22 protein-coding genes, 2 tRNA genes and 1 pseudogene are annotated in these 22,933 nt (G+C 39.0%); 10 read left to right on the top strand and 15 right to left on the bottom strand.

Going from position 1 to position 22,933, the window contains the following annotated elements:
• Positions 1 to 127: 127 nt before the first annotated feature.
• From CRO21_RS13755 to CRO21_RS13745, 3 genes are all read left to right on the top strand, one after another.
• Positions 128 to 1,969 carry a long-chain-acyl-CoA synthetase gene (locus CRO21_RS13755; protein WP_097079891.1) on the top strand — a complete coding sequence of 614 codons (1,842 nt, stop codon included), beginning with the start codon at positions 128 to 130 and terminating at the stop codon, positions 1,967 to 1,969.
• 265 nt (positions 1,970 to 2,234) lie between these two features.
• Positions 2,235 to 2,310: transfer RNA gene (locus CRO21_RS13750), tRNA-Lys, on the top strand.
• A 20-nt stretch (positions 2,311 to 2,330) separates the two neighbouring features.
• Positions 2,331 to 2,406 (top strand) — tRNA-Lys (locus CRO21_RS13745).
• Positions 2,407 to 2,475: 69 nt separating this feature from the next.
• On the opposite strand, the gene hemW is transcribed toward CRO21_RS13745, so the two are convergent.
• Both hemW and CRO21_RS13735 read right to left on the bottom strand, forming a co-directional pair.
• Positions 2,476 to 3,627 carry a radical SAM family heme chaperone HemW gene (gene hemW, locus CRO21_RS13740; protein WP_097079890.1) on the bottom strand — a complete coding sequence of 384 codons (1,152 nt, stop codon included), beginning with the start codon at positions 3,625 to 3,627 and terminating at the stop codon, positions 2,476 to 2,478.
• 66 nt (positions 3,628 to 3,693) lie between these two features.
• Positions 3,694 to 4,896, bottom strand: coding sequence for a hypothetical protein (locus CRO21_RS13735; RefSeq protein WP_097079889.1), 1,203 nt, complete (start codon positions 4,894 to 4,896; stop codon positions 3,694 to 3,696).
• 314 nt (positions 4,897 to 5,210) lie between these two features.
• On the opposite strand from CRO21_RS13735, the gene CRO21_RS13730 reads away from it, so the two are divergent.
• Positions 5,211 to 5,741, top strand: a complete 531-nt coding sequence (locus CRO21_RS13730; RefSeq protein ID WP_097079888.1) for a Dps family protein — start codon at positions 5,211 to 5,213, stop codon at positions 5,739 to 5,741.
• Positions 5,742 to 6,346: 605 nt separating this feature from the next.
• Here CRO21_RS13730 and CRO21_RS13725 read toward each other — a convergent pair.
• From CRO21_RS13725 to CRO21_RS13705, 5 genes are all read right to left on the bottom strand, one after another.
• Complete coding sequence (locus CRO21_RS13725; RefSeq protein WP_265734867.1) at positions 6,347 to 8,023, bottom strand: TonB-dependent siderophore receptor; 1,677 nt, start codon at positions 8,021 to 8,023, stop codon at positions 6,347 to 6,349.
• Positions 7,993 to 8,373 carry a TonB-dependent receptor plug domain-containing protein gene (locus CRO21_RS13720; RefSeq protein WP_097079886.1) on the bottom strand — a complete coding sequence of 127 codons (381 nt, stop codon included), beginning with the start codon at positions 8,371 to 8,373 and terminating at the stop codon, positions 7,993 to 7,995. Before CRO21_RS13720 ends, CRO21_RS13725 begins: the two co-directional genes overlap by 31 nt.
• Before the next feature lie 18 nt (positions 8,374 to 8,391).
• Complete coding sequence (locus tag CRO21_RS13715; protein WP_097079885.1) at positions 8,392 to 8,808, bottom strand: STN domain-containing protein; 417 nt, start codon at positions 8,806 to 8,808, stop codon at positions 8,392 to 8,394.
• Between the two features lie 211 nt (positions 8,809 to 9,019).
• Positions 9,020 to 10,042, bottom strand: a complete 1,023-nt coding sequence (locus CRO21_RS13710; RefSeq protein ID WP_097079884.1) for a FecR family protein — start codon at positions 10,040 to 10,042, stop codon at positions 9,020 to 9,022.
• 39 nt (positions 10,043 to 10,081) lie between these two features.
• Entirely contained in the window at positions 10,082 to 10,612 is a 531-nt protein-coding gene (locus CRO21_RS13705; RefSeq protein WP_228150454.1) for an RNA polymerase sigma factor, read from the bottom strand.
• Positions 10,613 to 10,790: 178 nt separating this feature from the next.
• Here CRO21_RS13705 and CRO21_RS13700 point away from each other — a divergent pair, with 178 nt between their 5' ends.
• The 3 genes from CRO21_RS13700 to CRO21_RS13690 all read left to right on the top strand — a co-directional run bounded on the left by CRO21_RS13700 (position 10,791) and on the right by CRO21_RS13690 (position 14,147).
• Complete coding sequence (locus CRO21_RS13700; protein ID WP_097079883.1) at positions 10,791 to 11,246, top strand: DMT family transporter; 456 nt, start codon at positions 10,791 to 10,793, stop codon at positions 11,244 to 11,246.
• A 15-nt stretch (positions 11,247 to 11,261) separates the two neighbouring features.
• Positions 11,262 to 12,614, top strand: a complete 1,353-nt coding sequence (locus tag CRO21_RS13695) for an MATE family efflux transporter (RefSeq protein WP_097079882.1) — start codon at positions 11,262 to 11,264, stop codon at positions 12,612 to 12,614.
• Positions 12,615 to 12,851: 237 nt separating this feature from the next.
• Positions 12,852 to 14,147, top strand: coding sequence for an ABC1 kinase family protein (locus tag CRO21_RS13690; RefSeq protein ID WP_097079881.1), 1,296 nt, complete (start codon positions 12,852 to 12,854; stop codon positions 14,145 to 14,147).
• Between the two features lie 34 nt (positions 14,148 to 14,181).
• Here CRO21_RS13690 and CRO21_RS13685 read toward each other — a convergent pair whose 3' ends face one another.
• The 4 genes from CRO21_RS13685 to CRO21_RS13670 form a co-directional block, all read right to left on the bottom strand.
• A complete protein-coding gene (locus CRO21_RS13685; RefSeq protein ID WP_097079880.1) occupies positions 14,182 to 14,556 on the bottom strand; it encodes a hypothetical protein in 375 nt (124 codons plus the stop codon).
• A gap of 182 nt (positions 14,557 to 14,738) precedes the next feature.
• Positions 14,739 to 15,053: a BrnA antitoxin family protein gene (locus tag CRO21_RS13680; protein WP_097079879.1), complete on the bottom strand. Its 315-nt coding sequence runs from the start codon at positions 15,051 to 15,053 to the stop codon at positions 14,739 to 14,741.
• Positions 15,040 to 15,318 carry a BrnT family toxin gene (locus CRO21_RS13675; protein WP_097079878.1) on the bottom strand — a complete coding sequence of 93 codons (279 nt, stop codon included), beginning with the start codon at positions 15,316 to 15,318 and terminating at the stop codon, positions 15,040 to 15,042. The genes CRO21_RS13680 and CRO21_RS13675 overlap by 14 nt, the downstream gene beginning before the upstream one ends.
• Before the next feature lie 229 nt (positions 15,319 to 15,547).
• Positions 15,548 to 16,072 (bottom strand): hypothetical protein, encoded by a 525-nt coding sequence (locus CRO21_RS13670; RefSeq protein ID WP_097079877.1) that lies wholly within the window; start codon positions 16,070 to 16,072, stop codon positions 15,548 to 15,550.
• A gap of 379 nt (positions 16,073 to 16,451) precedes the next feature.
• Between CRO21_RS13670 and CRO21_RS13665 the strand changes: the two genes are divergently transcribed.
• On the top strand, positions 16,452 to 16,703 hold the full coding sequence (locus CRO21_RS13665) for a type B 50S ribosomal protein L31 (RefSeq protein ID WP_097079876.1): 252 nt from the start codon (positions 16,452 to 16,454) through the stop codon (positions 16,701 to 16,703).
• 109 nt (positions 16,704 to 16,812) lie between these two features.
• On the opposite strand, the pseudogene CRO21_RS13660 reads toward CRO21_RS13665, so the two are convergent.
• Positions 16,813 to 17,862, bottom strand: a pseudogene (locus CRO21_RS13660) (aldo/keto reductase).
• A gap of 107 nt (positions 17,863 to 17,969) precedes the next feature.
• On the opposite strand from CRO21_RS13660, the gene CRO21_RS13655 reads away from it, so the two are divergent.
• Positions 17,970 to 18,872 (top strand): LysR family transcriptional regulator, encoded by a 903-nt coding sequence (locus CRO21_RS13655; RefSeq protein WP_097079875.1) that lies wholly within the window; start codon positions 17,970 to 17,972, stop codon positions 18,870 to 18,872.
• A 93-nt stretch (positions 18,873 to 18,965) separates the two neighbouring features.
• Here CRO21_RS13655 and CRO21_RS13650 read toward each other — a convergent pair whose 3' ends face one another.
• Together CRO21_RS13650 and CRO21_RS13645 are read right to left on the bottom strand one after the other, a co-directional pair.
• Positions 18,966 to 20,435, bottom strand: a complete 1,470-nt coding sequence (locus CRO21_RS13650; RefSeq protein ID WP_097079874.1) for a tetratricopeptide repeat protein — start codon at positions 20,433 to 20,435, stop codon at positions 18,966 to 18,968.
• Between the two features lie 114 nt (positions 20,436 to 20,549).
• The gene (locus tag CRO21_RS13645; RefSeq protein WP_171294053.1) at positions 20,550 to 21,308 is read right to left on the bottom strand and encodes an SDR family NAD(P)-dependent oxidoreductase; all 759 of its coding nucleotides are present in this window, start codon (positions 21,306 to 21,308) and stop codon (positions 20,550 to 20,552) included.
• A gap of 160 nt (positions 21,309 to 21,468) precedes the next feature.
• On the opposite strand from CRO21_RS13645, the gene CRO21_RS13640 reads away from it, so the two are divergent.
• Positions 21,469 to 21,801: a HopJ type III effector protein gene (locus tag CRO21_RS13640; RefSeq protein WP_097079872.1), complete on the top strand. Its 333-nt coding sequence runs from the start codon at positions 21,469 to 21,471 to the stop codon at positions 21,799 to 21,801.
• Between the two features lie 48 nt (positions 21,802 to 21,849).
• On the opposite strand, the gene CRO21_RS13635 is transcribed toward CRO21_RS13640, so the two are convergent.
• Complete coding sequence (locus CRO21_RS13635; RefSeq protein WP_097079871.1) at positions 21,850 to 22,785, bottom strand: aldo/keto reductase; 936 nt, start codon at positions 22,783 to 22,785, stop codon at positions 21,850 to 21,852.
• Positions 22,786 to 22,933 lie beyond the last annotated feature (148 nt).

The raw sequence follows: 22,933 nt of genomic DNA, 5'->3' as shown, positions 1-22,933 counted from the left end.
ACAACCTGACCAGTGAGTAACTCTTTCGTCACTTTCCGTCATTTTAAGGATTGATTTTCTGTATAAAATGGTCAGGTTTTTAAAATTCAAGTATTGGTATATAAAAGAATAGATAGGAACTCTCAGTATGAACCCAAGTGCTAAGCATGAAGTCATTGGTATAACGGACGTTGTTAAGCGTGTTCCAGGTGTTGCAAGGAAACTGCCACATATTTTAGATGGTTTACGCCAAGTTTACTTACGCAAAGCAACCACACCTACGGGCTTGGCATGGGCTTTTGAAAAAGCAGTACAAAAAAATCCTTCAGGCACAGCACTTTTATATGAAGAGCAAAAATTTTCCTACGATGCCTTAAACCAATGGGCGAACCAAATTTCTTATTATTTCCTCTCTATCGGTGCCAAAAAAGGAGATGTCGTTGCCGTCATGCTGGAAAACCGTCCAGAACTGATTGCAACCATTCTGGGGCTGGCAAAAATCGGTGTCATTAGTGCACTGGTCAATACCTCTCAAACCAATAAGGTACTGACCCACAGCATTAATCTGGTCAAACCGATTGCCTTGGTTGCAGGACAGGAAACCCAAGATGCGATCTTAAATATTCGTGAACAACTGCATCTCAAAGCCGATCGTTTTTACTGGTTTGCCGATCAGGCTACCCAACAGGATGCAGGCAAGGCGCCGACCTTCTTTAGCAATCTTGCCGAGAAAATCTCCGCTTACGCAAAATTCAATCCACCCACCACAAAACATGTCTATGCGAATGATGGATTGTTCTATATCTATACCTCAGGAACAACCGGTCTACCCAAAGCAGTGGTATTTAGCAATGGTCGCTGGACATTGGCTTATGGCACTTATGGTCATATTCTCAATCTAAATGCAGATGATGTCATGTATTCGACATTACCGCTTTATCATGCAACCGGTATGGTGGTGTGCTGGTGTGGTGTCATCGCAGGTCAGGCGGCTTTCGCTATTCGGCGTAAATTTTCCAGATCCAATTTCTGGAATGATGTGCAAAAATATAATGCCTCTGCCATTGGTTATGTCGGCGAACTCTGCCGTTATCTGATAGACGTAGACCCTTCGGAAAAAGAACGCCAGCATCGCGTTACCAAAATGATTGGCAATGGTATGCGTCCCAATATCTGGAATGACTTTAAACAACGCTTTGGCATTGAAGAAGTACTGGAACTCTATGCTTCAAGTGAAGGTAATATTGGATTCAGCAACCTGTTTAATTTTGACAATACCGTCGGTTTTTCACCCCTACCTTATGCCATCATCAAATTTGATAAAGAAACGAATGCGCCAATCCGTGACAAAAATGGTTTCTGCCAAAAAGTCAAAACCGGCGAAACAGGTTTATTGCTCGGAAAAATCACCTCTCGTAGCCCATTTGACGGTTATACCGATTCCGAAAAAAATAAAGCCGTTATTTTTAAAGACGTCTTTAAAACAGGAGACAGTTACTTCAATACGGGTGATCTGGTACGGGATATTGGGTTCCGTCATGCACAATTTGTTGACCGCTTAGGCGATACGTTCCGCTGGAAAGGTGAAAACGTCTCCACCACAGAAGTCGAAAATATCGTTGCAGACTACGCTAAAATTTCAGAAGCCGTGGTGTATGGCGTAGAGATTCCCAATACCAATGGACGTGCAGGCATGGCAGCCATCACCCTCAAAGATCAGCAATCGCTTGATGAGCAGGACTTGGTGCAGATGGCAAGCCAGTTTAAGGCTGAATTACCGGCCTATGCCGTTCCTGTGTTTTTACGCATTCAGCAACAGGTTGAAACCACCGCCACTTTTAAATATTCCAAAAACAAGCTAAAAGATGAAGCCTTTGATCCGCAAGCCTGTAATGAAACGTTATATGCTTTATTACCCGGAGAAAATCAATATTGCGAAATCACGCCTGAAATTTTTAAAGATATTCAAGCATCTAAATATCGCTTTTAAATATCCACGCTAAACCCGGCCTGTATAAAAACATTCCGGGTCTGATTTTTACTCTAGATTTGAGATCAAAAGTCGAATCAGATGTTTAAGTGCAAAAATCCGGCTTTAGATGGCTTATTTATAGCCAAATATATCCTAAAACCTTAATTTTTCCTTGTGTTCACGAAATAAATTGCTACAATACGCAGCATCAAAACGAGATGGTGCTAGAAGACTTCTTCTTTTCTTGCACTGCACATTCAAACAACGTTTGAATGTTTGTTCAGGGTCGTTAGCTCAGTTGGTAGAGCAGCAGACTTTTAATTTGTTGGTCCCGCGTTCGAGCCGCGGACGACCCACCATCTTAAGTTTTGATCTTGTGGGGTCGTTAGCTCAGTTGGTAGAGCAGCAGACTTTTAATTTGTTGGTCCCGCGTTCGAGCCGCGGACGACCCACCAGAATTCTAAAAAACCTCTCATCATTTTTGATGGGAGGTTTTTTTATTGTCGCTGATCAATGGCATACATTCATAAAAAATCTTCTAGTACCGAATTTAAATACATTCTACCCAATGCGGTACACGCCAGTTGTTCGGCATCAGGCAATAATAATTGCTTTTCTCGAAGCTGATTCAATATCGGTTGTAACCGTTGCAAATCCTGACCTGTTCTTTGCGCATAATACGCACTCGCCACGCCGGAAGTTAAACGCAAAGCATTCATCATAAATTCAAATGGCATTTCATCCTCTGCAATTTTTTTGAATTGCAAATGATCAGCAGGTCTTTTTGCCAGATAATCTTTTGGCAAGCGGGTTTTCTGAAAGCGGTAAATACCGTCTTGCAAAGAAACTTTGCCATGTGCCCCTGCACCGATTGCCAGATAATCGCCAAATTGCCAATAATTCAGATTATGCCGACTTGGTAACTCCTTGGCCCAAGCCGATACTTCATAATTATAAAAGCCATGCCGACTTAATACTTGCTCGCCCTGTTGTTGAATCTGCTCCAACACCTCGTCGTTCGGTAAAGTCGGTTGTGAACGATAAAAGACGGTATTAGGTTCAATGGTCAGTTGATACCAGGAAATATGCGTTGCACCCAGATCAATCGCTGTTTGCAGATCAAATAATGCCTGTTGCAAGGTTTGCTGCGGTAGACCATGCATCAAATCAACATTGATACGTTTAAAGCCTGCCAAGGCAGCATTGGCAATCGCAGACCGGGCATTTTCCGCATTATGAATACGTCCCAACTTTTCCAGATGCTCGCTATTAAAACTTTGTACACCAATCGAAAGTCGGTTGATCCCTGCTTTTAGATATTGTTCAAATGGTGCATGTTCCAGTGTACCGGGATTGGCTTCCATGGTGATTTCACAATCAGAGGAAAATGCTGTAAGTTGGCGGAGTTGGTCAAACAGCCATTGATAGCCTGTTGCAGAAATTAACGATGGTGTACCGCCACCAATAAATACACTCTGAATACTGCGCTGCTGCACAAATTGCAGTTGTGAACGAAAATCCTCAACCAGTGCCTGTAAATATTGCTGCTCCAGATCCAGTGTCAGTTGTCCATCTGCCAGTTCGTGCGAATTAAAATCACAATAGGGGCATTTTCGGACGCACCACGGCATATGAATATATAATGATAATGGAATGGCTTGCGGCTGATAGGACATGGATACAGCTTGACTCAAAAATTTATCACATAGTGTAGCATGTCCATTTTAAGATACTGCGATATGCTAATAATACAGATCAAAATGTTGATCTTCATCAATCCGATAATGGCGTAAAAACACCTTGATTGATTCCGCACTGGAAAATAATTCCACCCGGTTTTGTGACAAACGAATAAATTGATTCACTTCATTTAACTCTATTCGATATTTAGATTTCAAATCACTCACGGTAATTTTGGTTTTATAAGGCGAAATCGTTTTACGCCAATCAAATGAGTAAATGATACTTTCTATTTCCTCCTGAATTTTCCCTGATTGTTGCTCCAAATTTAAGTTATACAACTCCAATTGCTGTTTCGCCAATTTGCCAATATTGTCGGCATTGAGTTGGTCTAATTCGATCTGAATTTGCAATAATGCCAATAAATCCTTTTGTTTATACGCCTCAGTGACTTTTTGCATCAATTCTGTTTTTTCAATTTTCTTTTGCTCATCCTGTTCACGATCCGGATGAATTAATGCTGTAAGTTGTAAGTAAATACTTTTTAATGATTTTTTTGCCTGCTGTTGTGCCAGCTTCAATTTATCCAATTTCTTTTGTTCTTTTTTACGATCACGTTCCAGCATTTTATTAAAATACGCCTGATCTTCTGAATGGAATTGTGAAATAAACTCCTGCTGTTTTTGCTGCTGATCCGCTTGTAAAATCTGTGCAAATTTCTCTACAAAACTTTCAGGATCATCAGGATCAAAGTCAAAATCGATCAATGCTGGATCTATATCAAATTTCTCTGCAAAATCATCAATGATCATTTGTTTTTGAAAATCCAAGATGTCTTCTTCATTGATTTGTTCATTAGCTAATTCAGCGGCATTAGGCAAATCTATCTCTTGCTGCGAATAATCTTTATAAATTTCCTTTAAATACTCGTATTGTAGTGGTTTTAAGGTATCTACATGCAATAACATATACACCAGATTTTCGATAAGATAATCGAGTTTGCTTAAATGTGTTTTTGCGACTTTGTAATGTTGTTTATAATGCTGTAATTGCTCAACTTGCTGAAACAGGTATTGATGCCACTGCGCATATTTAGGTAAAAGTTCCTGTGCAGCTTGTTTCTGAATCTGTTGTTGGGCCTCTTTCCAGTCATGTAATTCCTGTTTTTGCTTCTCGATCTTTTTCAGCAACCGATTGAACTTGCGCTGTGCAGGTGAAAGTGGTTTTTCATTGCCATGTGAACTAATTTCTAATTGTGCAGCCATAACCAATCATGTCATAAAATTTACTCAAGGCATGATCATAACAACTCTTTTTTAAAATGTTATATCAGAATTGAAAACTTTTGGTTGCAACCCCCTCTAAATAAAAGTCCAGATCATCACACATTTTCTATACCAAAGCCCAACATAGCCTACATATGCTTACCAAAACAAACCCTCTATCGATAAGACTAGGCTTAGTATAAGTAACAGATATTTCATGGATTAAAAATTTATCCTGATCGGTAAATTTCTCTCCCTGAAATAAAAAATGTCGATATCCAGACATCATCTAAAAAGATAAAAGAGGCAATACAATGACAAACAATAGTAAACTTGAACATGAAATCGCAAAACATCGTACCGCTTTAGGTACTCCAAGTGATTTATCCAAAGAAGCCACCCGTGATATTTCTGCTGCCTTAAATGGTCTACTGGCAGATGTATTTGCACTCTACTTAAAAACCAAAAACTTTCATTGGCATGTCAGTGGTCCGCATTTTCGTGATTATCATTTATTGTTTGATGAGCAAGCCACACAAATATTTGCCATGAGCGATCCAATTGCAGAACGTATTCGTAAAGTCGGGGGCACCACATTACGTTCGATTGGCCATGTCAGCCGCACCCAACGTGTCGTGGATAATGATTCAGATTTTGTCGATCCACAGGATATGCTTGCCGAATTACGTGAAGATAATAAAAATCTCACTGCAAAATTACGTGAAGCACATAATGTTACCGATGAATATCGCGACATTGCCTCATCAAGTCTGATTGAAAACTGGATTGATGAAACAGAACGCCGTACATGGTTCCTATTTGAAGCTGGCCGTACGCACGTTTAATTTTTCAAAACGGAAGCAAAATAGGCTATTTCAATCTCCTCATAAGAACTGACGTTTACCTACATCTTTTTTAAACCCAGAAATCGGGCGTATACGATACGCCCTCCTCATGAATTAAATTTGTGTTGTAAGGGTGAGATGCACTGCATCGCAAGGTATAAATCCTAAGCATTAAAATTTAAGACTTACTATCTCAACGTCACTAATCCAAAAATATGCTTAAAACTTCCTGTTCCTATATACATAGCAAACGAGATTGAAAAAAGCTCATTATTTTTCGAATTGTTTTGTTAACTTATATTAAGAAATTGAAATATATTTAAATTTTACTGTGATAAGCACAATATTATTCAGTAGATAATGATAATTTATCATCATCTAATCTTTTTTAATACCTGAGATAATCTGAAAGCTATGTATTGAATACAGTTTCTATCATGAATTTTTAAAGGCTGCTGTCATTTGGTTTAGGTCTTTTAGACCTTTAGCCAATTTGGCAGCCATTTTTCTGATTGTTGCCGCATCCATGTGAGGTACTTTCTATAATTATCCTTGTCAGGATAAATGAAAGTTAAGTATTTACACATATAGTCACATTAAGAGATTTAAAACTTATACTTCAAACTCAATGTAGCATTACGTGGTGAGCCATAAATAATACTTGAGCCTACAGTTTCATAATAGGTTTTATCAAAAAGATTATTTACATTCAACTGGATTTTAATATTTTGATCGACGTCATAACCTAACATCATATTGGCTAAGACATAGCCATCTTGTTGTACACGCTGGTTATATGTAGCAACATCACTATAAAATTTGCTTTTATAGCTTAAACCGCCACCGACAGACCATTTATCCAGAGTATATTTGGTAAATAAATTGGCAGTCGTTCTCGCATACGTTGTATTAACCTTATTACTTTTTGCATCTTTTACATCAAAATTGGCAACACCAAAATTAATGTGCCAGCTATCCGTTATTTCACCATCAACTTCCAGCTCAAAGCCTTTACTTTTAACACCATCAACTCCTCGATAAGCCTGATCAGTCGTGTTTACTACATATACGTTATCAATCGCTTCGGCAGTATTATCCTGTTGGATCTGAAAAACAGATAATGAGGTATGCAAACGATCATCAAACCAGTCACTTTTAATTCCTGTTTCATATTGTTTACCAGTAATTGGGTCAAGATATTGACCATTTTGTTCTTTGCGATTTTGAGGAGTAAAAATATCGGTATAACTGGCATACCATGAGTGATCTGGCAGAAAATCGTAAATCACTCCAAAATACGGGGTAAATTGATCATTGAATTTACGATTCCCTACACCATTATCTTGTTCATATTTCCAATTGGAAAAACGAGCACCCGCAACGACTTTTAACGGTTCAAATATATGTAGTTTGCTAGCAAAGTAGGTAGCTGTCTGAGTCACTGTATTTGGAGAGCTCGCATTATAAGGTGCAATTGAAACAATTGGATTATAGTTAGGGTTATTAAAATCAACAGTAGGATAAGTTAGAGTGATGGTTGCTGAAAGATCATCTTCGACTTCATATCGATTAAAGCTGGCTCCAAATAAGACTTCTTGCTCTAATCCAAATAAATTAAATGGAATTTTAAAATGACCATCCATATTTAGGTCATTATCATTATTCTCTCTGGCTGATGTACTTGAGTTGGTTGTACTCAAATTTGTTGTCTTATCAACTGCACTACCAGCACTATACATTTTTCCCCAAGTTTTGGACTGACCATAGATACCGTTTAAATTAAAACTAATTCCATTCCATAATTCCTGTTTAAAATCGGCATATACAGCGGTTCGGGAGTAACTACGTTCTGTCCAGTCGGTCCCTACATTGGTAGAACGGTCAAAATTGGTACGTGTGCCATCACTATAAAATGCAGGTAAACCTCCCCATGTTACGCCATATCGTTCTGCATCCTGATAACTGAGGCCTAATGATAGATAAGTAGCTTCGGTTAAATCCATATCTACTACGCCATAAGCCGTTTTTCTGGTCGTGTGACGTACGTCCTGAAAAGAATCTTTATCCTGATAGCTAAATATAGTTCGTCCGCGGATTGAACCATCACTGTTTAAGGGAAAAGATAAATCGGCAGTGCTACTATAATCATTCCATGAACCTCCCGATAGCTCCAATGAACCAGTTAACTCCTTGGAGTTGGCACGCTTACGGATAAAATTCATCCCCATTGCCGGATTACCTGCACCTGTCATTAAACCATTGGCTCCTTTGACAACCTCGATACGGTCAAAAATGGTAAGACTAAAATCTGCAACATCCAGTGAAGAGTCTGCACTCCCAGCGGATTACCATCAAATAGCATATAATTCGTACTAAATCCTCTTGAAGAAGGGGTTCCTCGAGTATCATAACGTATAAGTGTGACGCCTGTTATTTGATCTATGAGTTGTTGATAGGAATCAATGTTTTTGTCATCTAAATATTCACGGGTTAACACTTTGACCGTTTGTGGTGTTTCACGATGCGATAGATTCAGCTTGGTTGAGGTACTGCTACTTTTGGCTGTATATGAAGCTGTTCCTTCAGTTGTACTTTGTTCTGCACTTACAGTAATCACCGGCAACTGCGCCACATTCGGATTCCGATTTGCCTAACCTTGTGTATAAACATCAATCGGTTTTAACTGTCCCATATCACGTGCTTGAGTAGGTAGTGTTTTTATTTTTTCAACAATAGTATAGCCATCATCAATTTTCTGAATTTGATAAGGGCTATTTTTTAATAACTCTGCAAAACCTTCCGCAATCAAATATTTTCCCTGTAAACCCGAGCTGTGTAATCCTGCCAGTTTTTGGCTATCTACCGATACCTTTACCCCAGACTGCAAAGCAAACTGATTCAATGCCTGCGTTAATGTTCCAGCCGCTACGTTATATTCAATGGCAGGCGCTGTATTTGCTATCGCACTTTGCGTCGTGATCGCTACGCCTGCTGCCAGAATCATATGGATCGAAAGTATCATAGGCTTTAAGCCCAGTTTCATTAAAGTATTTTGCGATTGATTCATATTATCCCCATCATTTGTGATTAAAAACTTTCACTAACTAAGACTGCGTATTGCACAAAAATGGGTAATCTTTTTTTAGAATTTTCTTATTAGCAATTCAACATATTGAATTATAAAGTTATTTATTTTTAAATATTTCTTGTATCATAAAATGCATACCTAGAGCGGAACATCATTTAAATCCCATCACCACCTATTCCATCTTAAAATTTTATTTTTTAGCCTCAATTTTAATCTGTCCAAGTAAAGTCTTATCGATGCGAATATCCAGACTTTGCTGTAATAAAGTCAGTGCAGAATCATTCAAAGGCAAAATCGCACTGACCTGAATATGCTGCAAATCTTCGGCACGATAATATAAAGTCTTGGATTGATAACTTTGTAAAATATCCAGAACCTGATCAAGCGGCATTTTATCTACGACCAAAGCATGTTGTTGCCATGCTTGGTCAATCGTACTAGGCTGAATCGGTAATGCAGAACTTACCCCATGTTCATCAATACTGACTTGCTGTCCTGCCTTGACGATAACTGCGTGTTGATTAATTTCAACTGGTGCCACTTCGGTTGCAGAATGCAACATGATCAATGTGGTACGTTGCTCGTTATGATGGATAATAAACCGTGTACCCAGTGCTTTAATTTTTGCAAATCCGGTCTGTACAACAAAGGGACGTTGCGCATCTTTTGCCACATCAACCAGAATATTGCCCTGTAATAATTCGATGGTACGTTGATCCGCATTATATTTGACATTATATGCAGTTTTACCACTCATATGGATCTGGCTTTGATCTGATAACATCTGTTCCGACCAATCCTGTGAACCATTACGTGCATCAGCAAGCCAGTAATCCGTCGGTAATATTTGCCATGACAATAACGTCAGCAAAATTGCCATGCCTGCCAAAAGCAATAAATTACGGGGTTGTGACCAACTTTTATTGTGCTCGTCTAATTGCGTATCTGTCAAAACCTGTTCAATCACCTGACTGGCAATATGTTTTTGTGAGCTCTGTTGTGCCTCATGAAAAAGTCCCATGGTCTGCTGCATTTCTGCCACAGCCTCGACATGCCGCACATCCTGTTGTTGCCATTGTTTAAATGCCTGAATATCCTCATCAGTCGCTTCTTCATCAGCCAATGTCACCAGCCACAGCGCTGCCTGCTCTAATATTTCTTCCGGAAGTTGAGCATCATGCTGTGGATCTTGCTGGTTCGACAAATCGGACATAAACAGATCAATAGTAGAGGTGGAATATAAAAGCGTAACTTAGCATATTTCGCTTTTTAACTGTCTATTGCAGTACATCATGGCTTTGACCAAATCCGCTTTTACGGTTTTCCGAGTGATGTTTAAGATGAGTGCAATTTCAGTCTGAGATTTTCCTTCAATATGATGCAACAATAAAACTTTGCGAGGCCGCTCTTCCAGTCCCCGCAAGACACTGGCAATTCGGTTCAGCACATCAATCTCAAGCAGAATCTGCTCAGGTGAGCATTCATCATCTGCTTGCTGATTTTCAACTAAATACTGTAAATAAAGCTGTTCAATTTTCTCTTTTCTGGCTTGATCAATGATGATGCGACTGGCTGTCACTGTCAGATACGCTTTTGCTTCCTGAATATAAGGCAAACGCTCAAGACTAAGAATTTTGGTAAAAGTGTCTTGTAAGACATCTTCAGCCTTGCTGCCATTTTGTAATTTTTTACGTAACCAGTTAAACAGCCAGCTATAGTTTTCCGCATAAAACCGAGTAAAAGCTTGCTTATTCTGGCTTTGTTGTGTGGATTGATTCATCATCATTCGATCTATTCATGGGCAAGTCATCACATCAATATCTGTAAGGAATGTGGATATTATATACTCAGATAATAATGATTACTATTCTATTTAAGCGTACAGTATTAACTTTTCTCTTTCGCTTATCCAACTGAGTTCCATTACAATGAAGCTCATCATTCTTTGACATATTTTATATATGCGCCGATCTCATATGATTTTACTTCTAATACTGAGCATTGCCATCGGCATTGCAATGGCGAGCCAAACTGCGGTGAATAGCCAATTACAACAATATCTAAACAGCCCGCTTCAAGCTGCATTTTTTTCTTTTTTAATCGGTACAATATGCCTTGCCCTGTTGGTTTTATTTGAACCTGCTGATCAGCCAACCCTACAGCAACTTACACACGTTCCCCTTTGGTTATGGACGGGCGGTTTATTGGGTGTATATGCTATCAGTATGAGTATTTATAGTGCACCTAAACTTGGGTTTCTAACATTTACTGGTGTGGTTTTATTTGGACAAATCATTACATCTATGTTGCTTGATCAATTTGCCTTACTGGGTGTGGAGAAAAATCCCATCAACTGGCAACGTGCCTTTGGTGCAGGACTCATTGCAGTGGGTATTATTTTTACGCTACAACATTAATTTTTTGAGATTTTTATGTCAATAACAACCAATCTAGGTTTTGAGATTAAACAATTATTAAAACTGATAATTCCTATTTTGATTACCCAGTTTGCACAAGCGGGCTTTGGCTTGATTGATACTGTCATGGCAGGACAGTTATCGGCAGCCGATCTAGCGGCAATTGCTGTTGCAGTCGGGATCTGGATGCCGGTAATGCTGTTATGTAGTGGCATTATGATGGCAACGTCACCCTTGATTGCTGCCGCACTAGGTGCCAAACAAAAACAAGATATTGCTACCATCACCCATCAGGCTTTATGGATTGCAATTTTTTTAGGTATTGCAGGCATGATGATTCTGCATCTTATGCCGCAATTTTTTGATCTATTGAAAATTCCTGAAAATCTGCATGCAAAAGCAGCCTTATTTTTACATGCCATCGCTTTTGGCATTCCAGCCATTACGCTATATACAGCATTACGTTGTTATAGCGAAGCCTTGGGACATCCACGGATCGTCACTGCAATCAGTCTATTGGCATTACCGATTTTAATTCCACTGAATTACTTATTTATGCATGGTTTTGCCGGTATTCCGGCCATGGGAAGTGCCGGTTGTGGTGTTGCAAATGCGATTTTGCAATGGTCCATGCTATTTGTTCTAATCATTTATTTAAAGAAAGCCAAGGTATTTCAGGAGTTCAGATTATTCCAGAAATTTGAGAAACTCAATGCTTTCTGGATAAAACGTATCTTTATGCTGGGCTTTCCTATCGGCTTGGCAATTTTCTTTGAAGTCAGTATTTTTAGTACCGCTGCACTGGTGATTAGTCCACTTGGCGATATTGTGATTGCTGCACATCAGATTGCCATATCAATTACTTCACAATTGTTTATGATCCCGCTTTCTCTTGCACTTGCTTTGACCATTCGGATCGGACAATATTACGGGGCCAAAAACTGGGATGCCATGCGTCAGGTACAAAAGTTAGGTTTTGTGGTTGCCACACTGTTTGCATTGATCACCATGATCTTTTTGTGGTTTTCCCGCAGCTGGATTATTCATGCCTATAATGATAATCCCGAGGTATTTAATATTGCCTATGGTCTGGTGTTGTATGCCATTGTTTATCAATTGATGGATGCCTGGCAAGTCGCTGCTGCCGGATGCTTACGCGGTATGCAGGACACTAGAGGTCCGATGTGGATTACACTGGTGGCTTACTGGATCGTTGCCTTTCCGGTCGGTGTTTATCTAACACGTTATGCCGATTTTTCGGCGGCAGGCGTCTGGATTGGTTTAATTGTAGGTTTGGTGATTGCCTGTACTCTCTTGATTGGTCGATTAATCATGACCAATCATAAACTTGCGACAGGCAAACGCTAACTATACTTTTATCACCACTCATTTTTGGTTAGCGTAGCAATTGCTAGCCATTTAATGTGCTATTCACCATCATGTAACCATTCCTCACATAACATGCCTTGCCAAGAGCCGTGAAGCAAAGTACATTCAAAACACGTCATCACGGTGTTTTGCATAGGTATTAATTGCCAGCAGCATGATGAACGAATTAAATCTCGACATACTTAATTAAAATTTAGAGGTTCTACAGAGATTACGATGGCAAACTCGAATTCATCGGCAGGTCGCCGTTTTATGAAACTTGCGGGAATGACCGCCAGCATTGCAGGCAAGGCGGTCTCCAACTCGATTAAAAATATCAATGCCGATGAAGACAAAAAACTCGAATCACGCACGCAACTCTATCAAGAAATTGGCATAAAAGTAGCCGAAACACTGGGTGAAATGAAAGGCGCAGTGATGAAAGTGGGACAAATTGCCTCACAATATAAAGATATTTTCCCACCCGAAGTTCAGACTGCAATTGCCAAATTACAGCGTCAAGCCCCTTCCATGCCCTTTGATCAAATCAAACGGCAAGTTGAAAATGAACTGGGTAAACCACTCGAGCAACTTTTCCAACACTTTGACAATGAGCCCTTTGCAGCAGCATCCATTGGTCAAGTGCATAAAGCCATCTTAAACAATGGACAGGCCGTCGTAGTAAAAGTGCAATATCCGGGCGTGGATGAAGCCTGCGACAGCGACTTAAAACAAGTGCGTTTGGCATTGCGCCTGATGGGCGTTCTTAAAATTGACCGAAAGCTACAAGATGAAATATTTCATGAGATTCAGGAAAGTCTATACACCGAGCTAAATTACGAAATCGAAGCGCAAAACTTACAGGTATTTCGTACTTTTCATCAACAACTTGATGAAAAGATCATTATTCCGCAGGTCTATCCCGACTATTCCTCACGCCGTATCCTGACATTAAGCCAAGAAACTGGCGAAAGTATTGAAACAGCCAGCACTTGGTCACAGCAAAAACGCAATGAACTGGGGCGACGCTTGTTTCAGGCGATTGGACAAGAAATATTTTATCTGAAGCGTTTCCACTGCGATCCACATCCCGGTAATTTCGCATTTAGAGAAGATGGCAGCGTAATTATTTATGATTATGGCGGTGTCAAAACTTTAAGCAATGAAATCGTCAGTACGTATAAACATTTGATCAATGCCGCAAGACAACAGAATATTCCGGCAATTGAAGATGATTTACACACATTAAATGTGCGTACGGAAAAAGGACAAATTCCGCAGGACTGGTATTTGGCTTGGCTTGAAATTCTGATGCGTCCGTTGGTCACGAATTATGATTTTGCTGCGAACTCTGCACATCATGATGGGATAAAACTGGCAAAACAATCGTTTAAATATTGGGATTGTTTCCAACCCTCACCCGATACTCTGATGATTAACCGTACTGTATCGGGACATTATTGGAATTTGATTCATCTTAAAGTGCATGACAATCTGAATGATTTATTTGAAGATTTGGTGCCATCGGGTTAGGTTAAATGGTTTGGATGAGTGGTTTTATGTTAAGTTATCGTTTAATCACATCATTAGGAGTTAGATAAATTTCTGATTCTTCACCTTGTACAGTAGCTTTTAACTTTTTTGATATATCAATCATTTTACCAATAGCTTCAGGTGTTGGATTTTTCGTTAATAAGTCACAAGAATTACGATCATACCATAGAAGAAACTCTTGTTCATCAATGGATACAAGAAAGTCTTCTTCTGAATTTTGAAGATCTACCGTTATTGTTGGGTCTGTTTCTAAATATGTGTTCCATTCTTGTTTAGTAATACATTCTCCATCATTAAGATAGAATTCTTTTTTTGTTATATACACATTATAGCCAGCATAGGTAATTGGACTAATAATTAAAAGGATAGGAATAATAAATTTGAACATTGGATTAATGATCTCTAAAGGAATTAGAATCTAATTTTTCTAAAATTAACATAATACGCCTTATGCAAAATACTTAAATTAGTTTATTTATTTCAATAAGTTATATTGAATCTAATTTCACCCTTTTCCCGATTGAAATATTTCGGCTACTTTCCAATCAACCCTGATACTTTTTACTAATTTTATCGATGATTCTTTAACTCTTTCAGCATAGCATCCCGTAAGATTTCATTCATACGTGTTTGATAACCCTTACCTTGGGCTTTAAACCACGCAAGGACATCAGCATCAAGACGAATGGAAGTCTGTTGCTTCACTGGACGATAAAGTTGTCCATGACGAACAGCATTACTCCAATCTGTAATTTCAGGAATATCAGACAAATCTAATTGATCATCTGGCATAGTTCCCTTTGCAAGCAAGCGTTTAATTTCAGCATCTTGCTTGTCACTGAATTTTTCATTCAGTTCTTTGCGTGTATATCTAACCATGCTCATATTTTTCTCGCTCCGCTTTGGTCACTTCTCTTGCACTAATGATTCGTATAATTTCACCATCCTCTTCATCAAAGATGGTATGAGCCACAAGTAACATTAGTACGCCTTTAACCATGCCAATGGTTTGCCAACGTTGTTCACCATCAGTATGTCGATCTTGGATTGAGATCCTTAACGGGTCTGCAAAAATGAGGCTTGCTGTTTCAAAAGAAACATCATGTTTTTTCTGATTCTTCGCCTCATCCCATTCAAAATACTGTTGCATAAAAAACATTCAAAATTGTATATACAATAATGTATCACAAAAATATAGCTATCAAGCTAAAAATTGTTATTTTTAATCAAATTTCTTGGTAGAAGATGCCAAAACTACTTAAAGAAACAAGCGAGTTGTTTCCAAATCGCTTTTCTTATGGATTACTGTTGATTTTTAAAACCTTAATTTATTGAAAAATAATAACTTTTAATTATGCACTCTGCATAATATCCATATGTTAAATAGTCTCATTCCAAATCTTATCTAAGCTTTTTAAGTCATTGTATGCTTTTTCAAAATTACTAAATTTGAATGTTAAGACAGGAGAAGAAAAAGGATTCTCCCAAATTACCGATGTTACTAGATCATTTATATTAGCCCATGCTCTCCCAAAGCGAATCCATTTAACTTCGGACTCATTAACAACTTGTTCAACCATAATTACACTACATACAAGATCTAAATCATCAGGACAAATTAAAATTGGTACGACTGTAGAGACAGCACCATATTCAGAAGCTTCAGGTTTTAGAAGTTTCCATGCATTACTTAAAGACAGATTATTGTCAAAGTCATACAACCATCCTTGTGCTGGAACTAGAGTACTTGTTTCTTCGATAATATTAGTGTTTTTATTTATCCATATATTTAATGGAATCCCATCAATAGCAAGAATTGGAAACGGTTTAGGATTTCCACTTCCATCTTGAACACATCTACTAATAGAATGTTCCTTTAATAAAACTGCTGAAATTAAGTTCATATATTCCGTTTAAATCTTTTAAAGTTTGTTGAAATTAACACAATATGACCTTATGCAAAATACTCAATTCATTTCAATAACTTGCAGTACATCTAATTTCACCCCAATAGCCAACTGAAAAATTTCGACTATTTTCCAACCAATCCTGATACTTTTTACTATTTTTTGATCCATTGACCAAGATTTAGAAAAAATGAGTGTGCTTTTGATGTAGAACATAATTTTTAGACTACTGTTAAATCCAAATTTCCCTTAACTTAACAACATCAACCATCCAATCCACAACAAAAAAATAATTACAATTTAGACTTGAATAATCTATATGTAATACTATAACATTACAACAAGCAATAAAATTATAGAAATTGAGGTCATCACCATGCGTAAAGATATACACCCTGCTTATCAAAAAGTCCTGTTTCACGATACCAATGCCGATGTGTATTTCATCATTGGCTCAACCCTAAAACCAACCCAAACTCGTGAATACGAAGGTCAAACCTATCCATATGTTACATTGGATATTTCCAGTGCTTCACACCCTTTCTATACTGGCGAACAACGTCAAGCCAACAATGAAGGCCGTGTTGCATCCTTTAACAAACGCTTTGCCCGTTTTAAACGCAGCTAAATCCTTTATTCTCGTTCTCCTCCCCCGGCGAAGTCACTTCTCCTTGTGTGACTTCGCTTTTTTTATGCAAAAAAAGCCCCTTGCGGAGCTTTGAAAAGGAGAATTTCATTTATTGCGTAAACTGGGATGTGACCAACCCATTAAATCTCTCAGTAAATTGACCATTCCAATAGGGATAATAAGGATAAGGTGGATAAACTGCACTGACTTGATTCAATTTTTCTATTTGTTGGTCGGAGAGAAGAATATCTTTACTCATTAGATTCTCTTGAAGCTGTGCCTGATTTCTTGCACCAATTAACACACTCGACACCGTAGGGCGTTGTAATAACCAATGTAAGGCAATTTGCGGAATGGAAAAGCCTGTTTCATCTGCAATGTCTCGCAATACATCAATCACCTGATATAAATGTTCTTCATTGACAGGCGGTGCAAATTGCGCAGTATCATGCAAGCGACTATGTGCGGGAATAGGATGGGTTCTGTCAAATTTACCTGTTAATCGTCCCCAGCCTAAAGGGCTCCAGACCACTGCGCCAATCTGCTGATCATGGTTGAGCGGCATCAACTCCCATTCATAATCACGACCAATTAAAGAATAATAGACCTGATTCACTGTAAATTTTTCATACCCATATTGCTCGGCAATTGCTTAAGCTTTCATTAATTGCCAACCAGAAAAATTTGAAACCCCAATGTACCGTACCTTACCACTACGCACGAGTTCATCAAGGGATTTCATCAGTTGAGCTAAGGCAGTAAAGCTATCAAACTGATGTAATTGCAAAACATCAATATAATCTGTGCCCAATCGTTTCAAGGATTGTTCAACAGCACTTGTCAAATAATTTCGGCTAAAGCCAGCGTCATTGATATGATCAGTTGTACGAATACCCACTTTTGTAGAAATGATATTATTTTGTCTTTCAGAAACAAGTGCTTTACCCAGCATTCTTTCGGATTCGCCATGAGAATAAACATCTGCGGTATCAAAATAATTTATGCCTGCATCCAGACAAAGCTGAATCATCGTATTGGCTTCTGCTTGGCTGGCTTGGCCCCAGGCAGCAAAAATTTCACCTTGACCACCAAACGTACCAGCACCAAAACCAAGTTGCGAAACCTTTAAACCGGAATGACCTAAAAAATTGTATTTCATCTTGTGCCTCTATCATTACATGTGAATGAACTTAGAAACACAATAACGCTAGGATACTATTTAAAAAACCACGATAATGCGTAAATACTTTCCTGATTTTATTGATAATGAATACAGAAGATTTTCAATTTTTTATTCGAGTAGCGGATTTAGGTTCAATCAGCAAAGCGGCCAAAGCGGAAAATATTTCTGTATCTGTTGCCAGCCAGAAAATCCAGCGTTTAGAACACAATTTGCAACTGCGATTGTTACATCGCACCACCCGTAGACTGAGCTTAACTGATGAAGGACGCACCCTACTGGAGCATGGTAGAATCTGGATCGATGATTTTCTCAATCTACATCAACAATTAAAAAAACCTGTTCTTTCCGGTACTTTAAGAATCACAACTTCGGCAACTTTTGGGGAAAAGGTGTTAACGCCTATTATTGCCCAGTTTTCCTTGTTACATCCCGAACTTAAAATTTATCTGGATCTAAGTGATCAGAATTTAGATCTTATCCAGCACAGCATTGATCTTGCCATACGCATTGGAAAATTAAAAAATTCTAGCCTTATTGCAAAATCACTTTCCCCAAACCAACGTTTACTCTGTGCTGCGCCTGCATATCTGCAAAAATATGGCATACCCAAAAATTTATCTGAACTAGCCGCTCATCGTTGCATTCTGCAACAACACGAACATGGTTTGATTGATACATGGAATTTCATTGATCAACATGGAAAAATGCAACAGCTCAATGTCAGTGGATATTTTATTTCAAATTCTGGTGAAGGCATCCGACAAGCCTCTTTATCTGGTTTAGGCATTTCTAATCATTCCATCTGGCATGTGGCCGATGATTTAAAAAGCGGAAAACTGGTGCAAGTACTACCTGACCACCAAGTTGAACCCACAACAATTTATGCTGTTTTTCCTCATCGAAAGTTCATTCCACCGAAAACACATTTATTTTTAGAGTATTTATTGGGCTATTTTCAACAACACTATTTATGGTATAAAAATTGATATATTTAAAATAAATTCAAATACTTATTTTTTAATTTTATATTGCTCCTTTTAAAGTTAAAGGAGCAATAGACTCAAAAAATCAGTTTATCATCAAGCTTGTTCTATTTTTAATGCCTCTGGATGATTACCTTGCTGTGCGAGTTTTAAATATTTAGCTTGGGATTTCTTGTTTTTACGTACGCCGTTGCCATCCCGATACGCCTGATATAAAGCAAAATAGGCATCAATATCACCTGCTTCACCCGCCTGATTCAATACTTCAACCGCATGTTTAGCATCGGCTGCTACGCCATTACCGGTTAAATAAGCCATACCCAGCATAAAGTCGGCACGAAGATCACCACGTTCTTTGGCATGCTTAAACCATTCAACAGCTTGTTCAGGTTGCGCATGGTTTTGTAAATAAAGTCCTACGCAAAGCATAGCCTTAGCATGACCTGCCTGTGCCGCAGCCTGCAATAATGGCAGATGCTGTGCATGATCAACCGGGAGATTCAAAGCCAGCGTAAACATGGCATCAACATGACCCTGCTGTGCCGCACGTTCAATCCAGCCCAAACCTTCTTGCTGATTTTTTTCAACACCGATACCCTGTAACCAGCATTGCCCTAAAGAAAATTGTGCAGGTGCAAAACCGGCCTGCGCAGCTTGTGCAATAAATTGTAGGGCCTGGTGTACAATTTTTTCTTCAAGGGCCGGATCGTTTTGTTGCTCGGCCTGAGCCAATAAACTGATACCCACACGATAAGATGCATCCACATGTCCCAGTTGTGCAGCTTTTAGCATCCATTGCTGTGCTAATTCCTGTGAGCCATGTTCATCCTGTAATTCAATCAGGGCGCGAACATGACAACCCACTGCATTGTTTTGCCTGGCTGCATAATCGGCAAGTTGTTTGGCTTGTTCAATTTTGCCTTGATTTAAATAACGAAATGCCAGTAATGCACTGATAAGTGGATCATTCTGATGCTGATTTTCCAGAAAGGTCTGTACTTTGCTTTGATCAACTTCAGGCGAATCATTTAAAAACAGTAAGCTGCGTACATGATGCTGTTTTTTATAATTGTCTTTTAACAGTTGTAATGCCTTGTCTGCATCGGTTTTTAGTACCTGACTGGCATAGGTAAAAATTGCATCGGGATTATGCAAATCAACCGCTTTTTTCAAATATTCCAGACCTTTTTCAGGGTGGGCTTTTACCCCAACACCGGTTTGAAACATCTCTGCCAGTTGATAATAGCCATAGGAATCTTTACATACATTGCCAGCATGTTCAAAAAACAAAATCGCCTTGGCTGGATCTTTATTGACATAATGACCATTTAAATACCAGCGTCCCAACAATAAACTGGCCGCTCCGACGCCTTTATTGGATGCTTCAAGTAAAAGATTAATCCGGTTTTGTGCTTCAAGCTTATTGGCTGCAAGTGCTTTACGCTCAAAATGTTCAACGATTTGAAAACAGGCAACCGGATCACCTTTTTGCGCTTTGTCTCGTAATTGTTGTTCAAATTCAGCCATGGATTGTGCTTGTTGTTGAGTATGTTGTTGTGCAGCCATAACAATGTGTTCCAATACTTAAAAAATAATTGATGAAATTGAGATTTATTCTACTTTGCCACGCACCTTTGCTCAACCTTGACACTTTAAAATCCTACGTTAAATCATAAATTGTTATAATAATTGTGTGATCCAGCGCAATACAGGTTTCGGCGTCACTTGCTGCAAACCATATAAAACTTTCCATGGCAATGGTGGCACAATGGCCTCTGCTTTTTGCTTGATGATGGCCGTATAAATCTGCTGTGCCACAGCCTCAGGCTGCGCCACAATAGGCAGTTGCGGATTAAAACCATGTAATAGTTCGGTCTGGACAAAACCCGGATAGACAACCGTCACAGCAATTCCCCGTTTGCTCAACCCCGTGCGAATGGCATTAAAATATGTTGCCAATGCGGCCTTACTGGCCGAATAAGCCGCAGCCTGTGGCAAGCCGATAAACGCACTATAAGAGGAAATTGCCACAATATGACCCGGCTGACCTTGAATTCTAAACATTTTCTGTGCAGCATCAGAACAGGCAATGGCAGCGATCAGATTGGTATTCAACACCTCAATGTCCTTATCCAGACGATCATCACCAAGATGACGAACTTTGCTAATGCCGGCATTGATCACGACAATATCGATCTGTCCCAATAAATCACTTAGGCCGATAAAAATAGGTAGAATTTTGTCATGCTCGGTAACATCAAGCTGTGCGACTTCGACCTGAACCGCATATTGTTCACGTAACTGCTCTGCCAGTTGCTCCAGACGTTCCAGACGACGCGCGACCAAGGCCAAATGACATCCCTGTTTGGCACAATATTTTGCAAATGCTTCACCCAATCCACTTGAAGCACCTGTAATCAACACTGTTTTCTTCTTCATTTCACATCCATATATTGTTTTGTTTTCACTCACTATACGGCAGGCTAAATCCATCTTGCAAACTAAAATCGTGTTTTAAATGTTAGGCTGGTTGATAGCAGATTGTTCTTTTGATGGTTACTTGCTACTCTTTTGTCAATTTTTTACATGGAATAGCACAATGGCTCAAGATTTATTACAGCAACTTCAATCAGGTACATTCAATTTTAACGATGTTATTGCTTATATTGATGCACGTTATACACATACCCCAACCGCATTTACAAACGGTGAACAACATAATGCAGCAGACCAGAATCAAGGCAGCGCCAAAGTATTCAGCTTTGCAAAATTAAATGGCTTAGATCAGGCTCAAACCTTAAGTTTATTTGCCGAGCATTATCAGGCCGTTCTGGATACACCGAATGGTACAGATCACCAAAATATTCGTCAATTTATTGAAAATGGCTGGGAAGGCGTGCGTTTTGAAGGTACAGCATTAACTGCTAAATAAAAATCAAGCAGACTTGGCAATCATTGCCAAGTCCCAAAGTTCTATCATTTAGTACTGACTAACCTGTGTTAATAAAGCGATATCCTCATCTTCCAGAGTCAACTGCGTAGCGTTGACCAAAGATGCCAATTGCTGGATAGACGTTGCCGAAGCAATAGGGGCAGTAATGCTTGGGTGGGCCATGGTCCAGGCTAAAGCAACTTCTGATACTTCTGCGTGATACTTGGCAGCCAGTTGATCCAAAGTCGTGAGTATATTTAAGCCACGTTCATTAAAATATTTAAGCACCATGTCTTTACGGGAAGATTTTTCCACATCTGCCAGCGTGCGATATTTACCGGTTAAGAAGCCCGATGCCAGACTAAAATAGGTAATAACTTTTAAATCATGGCTTTCACAGACTGGCTGATATTCGGTTTCATATTGCTCACGATCGACCAAACTATATTCAGGTTCAAATACGCTATATTGTGGCAATCCTTTTTCGGCACTGGTGTGCAATGCCTGCAAAAGTTGTGCGCCTGAATAATTAGATGCACCAATATTTAAAACTTTGCCTTCCTGTAAAAGCTCGGCATAAGCTGATAATGTTTCTTCGATCGGGGTATGTTCATCCGCACAATGACTTAAATATACATCGACATAATCGGTATTTAAACGCTTTAACGAATCTTCGATGGCCTGTTTAATGTACTTTTTAGATAGACCTTGTTGCGTATCCGACATTTTCATGCCAACTTTGGTGATTAAGGTGATTTTGTCCCGATTCGACGGGGTTTGTTTAAGCCACTGTCCAATAATACGTTCGGATTCTCCACCCTGATGCCCGGGTACCCAGACCGAATACATATCCGCTGTATCAATGCTGCTGATCCCGTGCTCAAGTGCATAATCCAGCAGATTAAAGGATTCTGCCTGATCAACAGTCCAGCCAAATACATTGGCACCAAAAATTAATTTAGAGAATTGCAGTGCTTTTGTCATGATTAATCGTCCTAATGATTTAGAAATAATCTCATATGTATTATGACTGTAGTGTCATGTCGAATATGAATGATTTATTCTTCACTTAAACATAAATTTCCGACAAAAACATGAATTTTAAATAAACTTCAACAAAGCAAAATTTCAG

This window comes from Acinetobacter puyangensis, assembly GCF_900096995.1.
Classification (GTDB): domain Bacteria; phylum Pseudomonadota; class Gammaproteobacteria; order Pseudomonadales; family Moraxellaceae; genus Acinetobacter; species Acinetobacter puyangensis.
Note: the sequence above shows the minus strand (reverse complement) of the source record. Positions and strands in the feature narration are given on the sequence as shown.